3 protein-coding genes and 1 pseudogene are annotated in these 9,138 nt (G+C 44.2%); 1 reads left to right on the top strand and 3 read right to left on the bottom strand.

Annotated elements, in window-relative coordinates:
• Positions 1 to 228: pseudogene (locus ACXLDX_RS10215) on the bottom strand (hypothetical protein); the annotation flags it as partial.
• 248 nt (positions 229 to 476) lie between these two features.
• Entirely contained in the window at positions 477 to 3,407 is a 2,931-nt protein-coding gene (locus ACXLDX_RS10210) for a PAS domain S-box protein (RefSeq protein ID WP_457577080.1), read from the bottom strand.
• 475 nt (positions 3,408 to 3,882) lie between these two features.
• Here ACXLDX_RS10210 and ACXLDX_RS10205 point away from each other — a divergent pair, with 475 nt between their 5' ends.
• On the top strand, positions 3,883 to 7,521 hold the full coding sequence (locus tag ACXLDX_RS10205) for a DUF3683 domain-containing protein (RefSeq protein ID WP_457577079.1): 3,639 nt from the start codon (positions 3,883 to 3,885) through the stop codon (positions 7,519 to 7,521).
• On the opposite strand, the gene ACXLDX_RS10200 is transcribed toward ACXLDX_RS10205, so the two are convergent.
• The gene (locus ACXLDX_RS10200; RefSeq protein WP_457577078.1) at positions 7,518 to 8,810 is read right to left on the bottom strand and encodes a TAXI family TRAP transporter solute-binding subunit; all 1,293 of its coding nucleotides are present in this window, start codon (positions 8,808 to 8,810) and stop codon (positions 7,518 to 7,520) included. The genes ACXLDX_RS10205 and ACXLDX_RS10200 overlap by 4 nt on opposite strands.
• Positions 8,811 to 9,138 lie beyond the last annotated feature (328 nt).

The following is a 9,138-nucleotide window of genomic DNA, read 5'->3' as shown; positions in this document are numbered from 1 at the left end:
GTGATCCTCTACTTTCTCCAGCCTCTTTACCTTCGCCTGTGAATCTGTTCCGGGCCTCAAAGCACACGAAACAACACCCTTTTCCTCTCCTATTCTCTCCACAAGCCCCGAGGCAAGAACTGTTTCCCCATTCATATCTATGAGCTGAAATTTAATAGAAGAACTTCCTGAATTTACAATAAATATTTTCACTACGACCTCTTTATCTTTAATTGAGATTATGGACACAATGTCGTTATCCTGGTGGTGCCATAAAAAACTAGAACTTTTCAAAGTGGCCATAAGAACAAAATGGTTCGAAAAAGTCCAGTTTTAACCCTGGCCCGGGATGACTGCAAAACCACTGATTTCTATTCATAGGCCAGCCTGATAAAACAGGCACATCTCCAATCCTTCCTGAGTTTTTTGGATAACAAGGTTGATTTATGAGTTAGGTTTCAGAAAATCGACAGGGGAGAAAGACGGGAATAATACTGTCAATGTTCGGATCTGTTTTTCGCCGATTTTTCCATTAAGCGATGAAGACAACTCACATAGATCCTGTTCTGGAAAGGTTTTGAGAGGTGGTCCACATACGGGTCACCGCTCTGAAGTTCTTTTATCGATTCCAGAAACTCAATATTGCCTGAACTGAATAACACAGGAATACTTTGATCTGTTTTCCGGATATGGTTGTAAACGTTCATCCCGCTGATTTCTCCGGGAAGTACATAATCAAGGCTGACACAATCATATTTATTGTTATTGAACAACTCTATTGCCTGCTCCCCATTATTGGCAATATCGACCTTATGATTACAGGGATCTCCTGTCAACAGACGATACTGCACCTCGGAAATAGCCTGCTCGTCCTCCACAAGAAGAATATATTGCCTGGACAGGTTCACCTCTTTCTGAATTTCCATTTTCTCTTCAGGAGTCAGCTCTTTTTCTCTTACCGGCAGTTTTATTGTGAATTTGACACCGCTGCCGAATTCAGACTCAACTTCGATCGTCCCCTTGTGCTGCTCAATATACTTTTTGACGTTGGCCATGCCATAGCCGGTTCCTTTTACCCCTTCCTGATACGAACCGGTAACATCCCTGGTCCCTTTCAAAGTAAATGAAGGATCATAGATTCGATCCAGGTACTCTTCAGGGATACCGCAGCCGTTATCCTCGATTTCAATACAGACACTTTTATCCACACAGAAAGTATTGATAATTATTTTTGGTTTATCCGTCAGAGTCAAGGCATGAATCGAATTGAGGATCATATTCACCAGAGCATGTTCAATCATTCCGGGATCAGCCAGCAGTTCAGGCATGTCATATTGGTCGTCCCGTAAAATTTCTATACCCTCAAGGTCTTTTTTTAACAGGCTCAATACAAGATCAATTTTTTCACTGACCCTGAAAAACTCCCACCTTGGTTCCTGATCCCTTGCAAAAGCGACAAGATTTCTAGTCAGATTTTTTCCCCGGAGTGTCTGCTCGAAGATTAATTCCAAAGTTTTCCTGATACGCTCCTCTTTGCACTCAAGCAGGGAAAGCTCTGTGTTACCCATGATTACGCCTAAAATATTGTTGAAATCGTGGGCCATTTTTCCGGCAATCTGACCAACCAGGGCCAGTTTTTCATGTTCAGCGGCTATATTAAGGGCTGCCATTTTCTCACTTTCAACCTTTTTCAGCTCGGTAATATCATGAACAACTATCCTGGCTCCCGTTATTTTTTTTCCCTGGTGGATAAAATCTGTGTTTATAACTACGTTGATTTTCTCACCATTTTTTTTGATAATTATATATTCCGCCTTATCTCCGGAACCCTCGCCTGCGGCAACTCTTCCGAATTCCTCAAAAAAAGATTCTCTGCTTTTTTCATGTAACAGTCTGTGGGCATCCATTGTCAACAGTTCTTCTTCAGAATACCCTGTAAATCTGCACATCTGCTCATTAACACGGGTAAATTTCCCTTGTGAAAAATCTAATTCACACATACCGGCAGGGGCATTGTTGAACAAATTCCTGTATCGTTTTTCACTTTCCCTGAGAGCTTCTTCCGTTTGTTTTCGTTCGATGGCTATCGCCATCTGATCTGAAACAAGTGACAGAACCTTCAAATCCTCTTCATCATAGAGAAACGGGTCAGAATAACTCTGCACTGCAACAACCCCGATAACCTCATTGTGAATAACAAGCGGTGCTCCCATCCAGATAAGGGGAATTGATCCGATAATTCGATTTGCGGCACCTCTTGAAACAAGTTCCCGTTCCCTGAAAAGAACCGGTTTTTGTTTGAACACAACCTCACCTGTCAATGTTTTCTCAGGATCAAACTCATGGATAGGAGAACAGTCCTTATCTTTTATATCCACATAATAAGGGAAAGACAGCATTTTCTGCCTGCTGTCAACCAGAGCAATAAAAAAATTGGTTGCGTCAATAATCGTCCCCAACGATTTATGGATCGACCTGTACAGTTCATCAAGATCGCTAGTCGTATTAACCGCATTTGAAATGGCAAAAAGAGTAGAAATAATTTTTTCCGATCTTCTCTGCTGGGTAATGTCCCTGACTATCCCGCACAAACCGGTAATTTTGTCGTTTCTATTGCCAACAGGAACTTTGATAGTATGAAAAAAACGAACCTCTCCATTACTCTTTTTTTCGGAAAAATCTTCTACTGTCTCACCTGTAAGAACCTGCCGATCAATTTTCAGGTTCTTTTCACTTTCTTCAGGTTCCAGCAATTCCTCGTCGGTCCTGCCGACGATTTCTCCTTCATTTTTATCGAGCAGACGGGCAAATGCCGGATTTATTTTCTGATAACAGTATTGCCTGTTTTTTATGAAAATTGCATCCTGTGCTGTGTTGAAAATAGTTGAAAGCAGTTCTTCACTTTTCCGCAATGATTCTTCGGTATGTCTTATGGGATCCAGGTTAATGTCAAGACAGAACATTTCCTTTCCTCTTGATGTTTCAAGAAGAACATGGGAAGAATAGACGGGAACAGTATTTCCGTTTTTATCAATGAGATCCAGCTCCCCATCGGGAACCTTTTCTCCATGAACGACCCAGCGGTCAACCGCTTCAATAACCATCTGACGCATTGGTTCAGGAATAATAAGGTCCTCAAGCTGTGAACCAAGCGCCTCCTGTTCAGAGTAGCCATAGAGTGCTGTACTGGCCTTATTCCAGAAAATTACCGTCCGGTTCTCATCATATCCCTGAATAGATATTCCGGAAACATTCTCAATTATCTGTCGAAAACGTTCTTCATTAATATGAAATTCCCTGTTCTCCAGCTCCCTGGAATGGCTCTTCTCTGCAACTTTTCTATTTATATAACACTGAATCAGGAAACAGATCGCCGTAATAATGACACTGACTGCAACCAGAAGAGCACATTTCAACCATAATGGCATTGACAGTGAAACATCTGTCTGAAAAGTGTCACCATACAGCAAATCGGGGACAAACACCGCCAACCAGACAGGTAACATTTTGGGCAAAAGCTGCAGAATTATTCTTCTCAACAGTTCCAAAAATATGTCCTCTTCACAGGATGAATGCCATTATTCCACAGGAAATTCCCATAGGCGGGGAGAGATGATCTTTATTATAGCGGAATGTTCCGGCAAACTCCAAATTTTTTACCCGGATCCCACTATTGACAGATTCGGCAAATTATCCCTGGAACAAAGAAAAAGACATTTCACCCATATCCAGCCTGATAAAGCAGGTACATCACCAATTCGGCTGAGTTTCATGGATAGCCTGGAAAAATTTATTTAGGATCACAGAAACCGTTTTTCAACATACTTTTTGGAAAAAGGCACGAATAATGGTAAAAAGACGCTTTTGGCTTCACATCTTTAAATTTAATACGATTTGTTAACAATGTACAAAACTGATTTTCGGGAAATCCCATATAATTTCACTTCCGCAGATGACAGGCTCATCGTTAATCTTCTCTTTGGCAGCAAGGTTTGGGAAGACCTGGAAGAACTGAGAAGCCAGCGGATCACCGGTCGCTCAGCCAGACTGGTCATGAGATTCATGGGGGACCTGTTTATCCTGCATCGCAATCCTTTTCTGTACCAGGAACTGATTGATTCCCAAAAACGACGGGATCATTTTTTTAAAACTGCCGAAGAAGATCTTTCTATTATAGAAACTGCGGCAAATAGATTTCATTTCAATGAAAAGCGATGCAAAAAAGTTCTGCGACTGGTCGAACTCTGTCGAAACCGACTGTGCCAGTTAAAAAAAGAAATTCGGACAACCAACAGCAGACGCCGAACTATTCTGAAATCGCTCGCTCCGATAATAGGTCGTGAAAATATTCATTTTGATCCCTTCACCCTGATCAGTCACGCTACCGATGCAACAGACTGGCGCCTCTTCCTTCCCCTCGCGATCCTTCGCCCCACATCCGAACAACAGGTTCCACCCCTTATGAAGACTGTTGTTGCTCTTGGCCTGCGTATAATTCCCCGCGGCGGTGGAACAGGACTGACCGGCGGCAGTGTCCCCGTAACCGACAATTGTGTCATGATCAATACGGAAAAGCTCACACGGATTGACGAAATATCTTCCCGGACTTTTCCCCACCTGGGAAGAAACGGAAAAGTATCTGTCATTCGGGTGGAATCCGGCGTGGTGACAGCCGATGTCATGAAACAGGCTTCGGCGGAAAACCTTGTGTTTGCAACCGATCCCACCTCCGCTTGGGCATCCACCATAGGCGGAAATATCGCTGAAAATGCCGGAGGTAAAACAGCAGTATTGTGGGGTACGGCCATCGACAATATCCTTTCTTTTAATATCGCCATGGTTTCCGGAGAACTGTTTACAGTTAAACGGTTTGCTCATCCCATGCGAAAAATCCTGCCGGAGGATACGGTTCAATTTCATGTCTATGGAGCCTCCGGGCAACTTGTAAAAAAAGTAAATCTTTCCGGAAGAGAAATAAGAAAACCAGGCTTATGGAAAGACATCACCAACAAGGCCCTCAATGGACTGCCGGGATTGCAGAAGGAAGGAACGGACGGGGTTATTACATCAGCAGAATTTGTCCTCTATCCTGCCTATCATGAAAAACTTACCTTCTGCCTTGAATTCTACGGCCGGGATATGGACGAAGCCAGTCATGTTATCGTTGCCATTTCGGAAACTTTCACAGACCGGGGAGAAGAAGCGCTTATTGCCCTGGAACACTTTGACGAAGAGTATATCAAAGCAATTCAGTACAAATCGAAAGCAGCACGCTCCACTCATCCCAAGGCCGTTCTCCTGATAGACATGGTCGGGCATACCGCGGACCAGGTTCTTAATGGCAAGAAGAAACTGGAAAAACTCCTTACTCCGTATAAAAACACGGAACTTTTTACAGCCCAGGACAGCGATGAAGCAGAGAGATTCTGGCGTGACCGCAAACGACTTGGCGCAATTGCGGCAAGAACCAACGCCTTTAAACTCAATGAAGATATAGTCCTTCCCCTTCACGCTCTTGCCGAGTTCAGTCGTTTTGTTGATCAGTACAATATTGAGGAAGATATCCACAACAAAAAACAGGTCATTCATCGTATTTCTGCATATCTCAAAACAGCAGAACCCATTGAAGATCCGGACTGGCTGGAAGCCAAAATACCAAAGGCTGATGACCTGTGCAAAAAAACCCTCGAAAAACTGAATTTGAGAACAGAAGAATCCATACGCCATGAATTATATCTGAAGAATCTCATGGATGACCTGCTCAAACTGTTCAGCGGATATCACAAGGTCAGTGAAAATATACGTCGAATTCATGACGATGTCCGTTCCAAAAAAATCGTCATAGCAACACACATGCACGCTGGTGACGGGAACAGTCATGTGAATATTCCTGTTTTTTCAAATGATCGGGAGATGATGAAACGGGCGGAACAAACTGCTGAAGATGTCATGAGAAAAGCAGTTGAACTGGGAGGTGTCGTCAGTGGTGAGCATGGCATAGGTATTACCAAGATGAAATTCCTGGAGAAAAAACTACTGGATGATCTCAACCGATATCGACAGGAAATTGATCCCGCAGGTATCATGAATCCGGGAATGCTGAAAGATCCTGATATTATCAACAAGGTTTTCACCCCTTCATTCAACCTGCTGGAACTGGAGGCAAAAATTCTTCAATACAAGTCTCTGGCAACACTTTCCTCCATGATTTCCAAATGTGTCCGCTGCGGCAAATGTATGCCTGTCTGCTGCGTATATTATCCTGAATCGAACATATTTTTTCATCCCAGAAACAAAAACATGGTCATAGGCTCCCTGATAGAGGCACTGCTCTATGATATGCAGCGCTCCCACCAGCCACGTTTTAACCAGCTGAAGAATCTTGAAGAAATTGCGGACCATTGCACGATGTGCGGAAAATGCCTTGCCCCCTGCCCCGTGGACATAAATACCGCGGAAGTTTCAATACTCGAAAGAGATATACTCTGCGACCTCGGCTATAAACATACAGCACCGGCAACTGGTCTTTCCCTGCAATACCTGCAGAACAGAAATCCTGTATTTAACAGGGTTTTCAGAAAATCTGTCATGGAATGGGGTTCAGCCCTGCAGAGAACAGGGGCAAAACTGCTGACCAAAAGTCCTGAAAAAATAAAGCGCAACAAATCAAAACTGCTCACAATGCTGAAATCGCCAATGCTGGAGGTTTCAGACAAGACAATGCGCTCATTACTCCCAGCGTGTGCGGAAAACGAGGCCCTTGCCCTTAAACCCACCGGAAACTTTGACAGAACTGTATTTTACTTCCCCGGCTGCGGTTCGGAAAGGATGTATGGCGATATCGGCCTGGCCTCACTGTATCTTCTTCTGAAATCAGCTACCAGGGTAATTATTCCACCGCCCTTTCTCTGCTGTGGTTTTCCCGCTAAAGTCAATGCAAAACAGAAAATGCATTCGGAAATTTCTCTCAGGGACACTATAATCCTCAGTCAGATCAGGGAAATGCTTGGATATATCTCCTTTGACGCCTTCCTTGTAAGCTGCGGCACCTGCAGGGAATCACTGAACGAAATAGGCTGTGAAGATATTTTTTCCTGTCAGGTCATGGATATCAGCAGATATGTTCTGGAAACAGATCTCCATGACTTTACAAAGGAGAAATCTGATTCACTCCTCTACCATACTCCGTGCCATGATTCCTTCGACGGAAATGGCGCACAACTCCTCCATCAGGTCGCTGCCGGTGTGCATGAAGTCCCCCATTGCTGCTCCGAAGCTGGAACAATGGCTATTTCACGGCCGGATATCTCCCACGGCATGCTGTTACGCAAACGGTCATCAATTGAAAAAGTACTTAAGAACACAACCGGCACTGTTATCGCCACCAACTGCCCGTCCTGCCTGTCCGGTCTTGGCCGCAATCGGGACCTGGGATTTACACCGAAACACATGACCGTTCTTCTGGCAGAAAAAATCGGTGGCAAGGGATGGAAACAGGAGCTTACGGGGCTGCTCTATCCTGCGGAAAAAGTGACTTTTTAATTCCTGCTGAAACCACTTATCTGCTGCCTGAGAAGATCGATATGCAACCGCAGATTATACAATTCCCTGGCATAAGACAGGGGGACTTCCAGTTGGCGTGCCTCGTTTTCCATAACCGCAATGTTTTTCAGGGCCCCGGCAATAACCTCCTGTGTCGGGTTTTTATTCACATACTGATCCAGATCATGGAGTTCATCATACCACCGATATATTTTTGAGCGCATCCGCCACCTGTATGTGGGTGGAAGTACCTTCATGAGAGGGATGATCAGGGCAATAAGTGGCAGTATCATCACCTTCAATCTGTCGACCAGTGATGCTGCCCAGAAAGGCAGGAATCTGCGAAGAAAGGGCGGTCCATTTTTGTAAAATCTACCGGCTTCCGGACTGAGGGGAAAATCCAGATATTCAGGGGAGGGGTAGTTTTTTCCATCCCCGAGAAAATTCCCCTGTCCATGTATTTTTGAGGCACTCTGCATAAAAAGATCAACAAAGGCAGGATGCAGGTTGTCACCGGCAACCAGTGTCGCAGCGGGGGCCACGAGATGAATATCGGTTTCCGGAACATTTTCTCCCATATCAATAACGCCTTCGGGTAAAACTACATGGGTCAGAAATTTATGGATCCTCGTATAGGCTTCTGCTCTCCGGACATTAAAAAGTCTTACAGTGGGGTCAAGAAGCAGTTTCTTCACAACAGAAGATTCTGCGCCCGCCACAATGCACAGCGCGTCTATTTCCCCACCATGCAGGGCCATACTCCCTTCTTCTCCCCCAATGGGGACCACGGTCACCTGGCCCCTGTCAAGCCGATTATCAGCCAGAATCCGGGAAACAATTTTTCTGGTACCACTACCGGGAAGGCCGGCTCCAATCTTCAGCCCCTGCAGCTGTGAGATCATATGAACTTTGATACTGTTTCTTAGAAAAATCCAGAGGGGTTCCACATACAGACTTGCCAGTCCCTGCAGTTCAGGGTAATCCTCACTCCTGCCCACGCCTCCCTGGACGAAGGCAATCTCCACCCGTCCCTCCTCCAGCAGCTTGAGATTTTCTACGGACCCGGATGTCTCAACAACCTGAAGATCAATACCTTCCTTTGCAAAGACAGTTTTATATTCATTGGCAAATTTAAAATACGCTCCATTTTTATCCGCTGTTGCTATTTTCAGACTGCGGGGAGGAGCAGGTTCTACAAACTGATAGGCAACAATAATACTCATACCGACAAGGAAAAACCCCAACCCGTATATTCTGACCAGAGCACGCAACGTTCTGGTTTTTTTCATGATTATACTTCGATTATTTTTTTTCATACATTTTTACTCACGGGATCAAAAGCTCCCTGTTCGACTCCAAAACTGTAGTTGCTGACCAGCCGCAGAATTTTACAGAAAAAATTGAACCAAATACTCTGAAAAGAGAACAATATTACATCCGGGAAATAGTTTTTACCACATCTGGGGGTTATTTATGACTGTTTCCTTACCTCTAAATAACAAAAGTTATCTTGATTACCCATGAAATTCAGCCAAATTGTGGATGTGCCTGTTTTATCAGGCTAGCCTACGGTCAAAAATCACTGGAAATCTCAATTAATAAGGAATTCAAATGAAA

This window comes from Desulfomarina sp. (assembly GCF_054039375.1).
This window is presented reverse-complemented; position numbering and strand designations above follow the sequence as displayed.

Bases quoted from the DNA above. Each gene is read 5' to 3' on its own strand.
- ACXLDX_RS10210 (WP_457577080.1), bottom strand. From the start codon at position 3,407: ATGCCATTATGGTTGAAATGTGCTCTTCTGGTTGCAGTCAGTGTCATT.
- ACXLDX_RS10205 (WP_457577079.1), top strand. From the start codon at position 3,883: ATGTACAAAACTGATTTTCGGGAAATCCCATATAATTTCACTTCCGCA.
- ACXLDX_RS10200 (WP_457577078.1), bottom strand. From the start codon at position 8,810: ATGAAAAAAACCAGAACGTTGCGTGCTCTGGTCAGAATATACGGGTTG.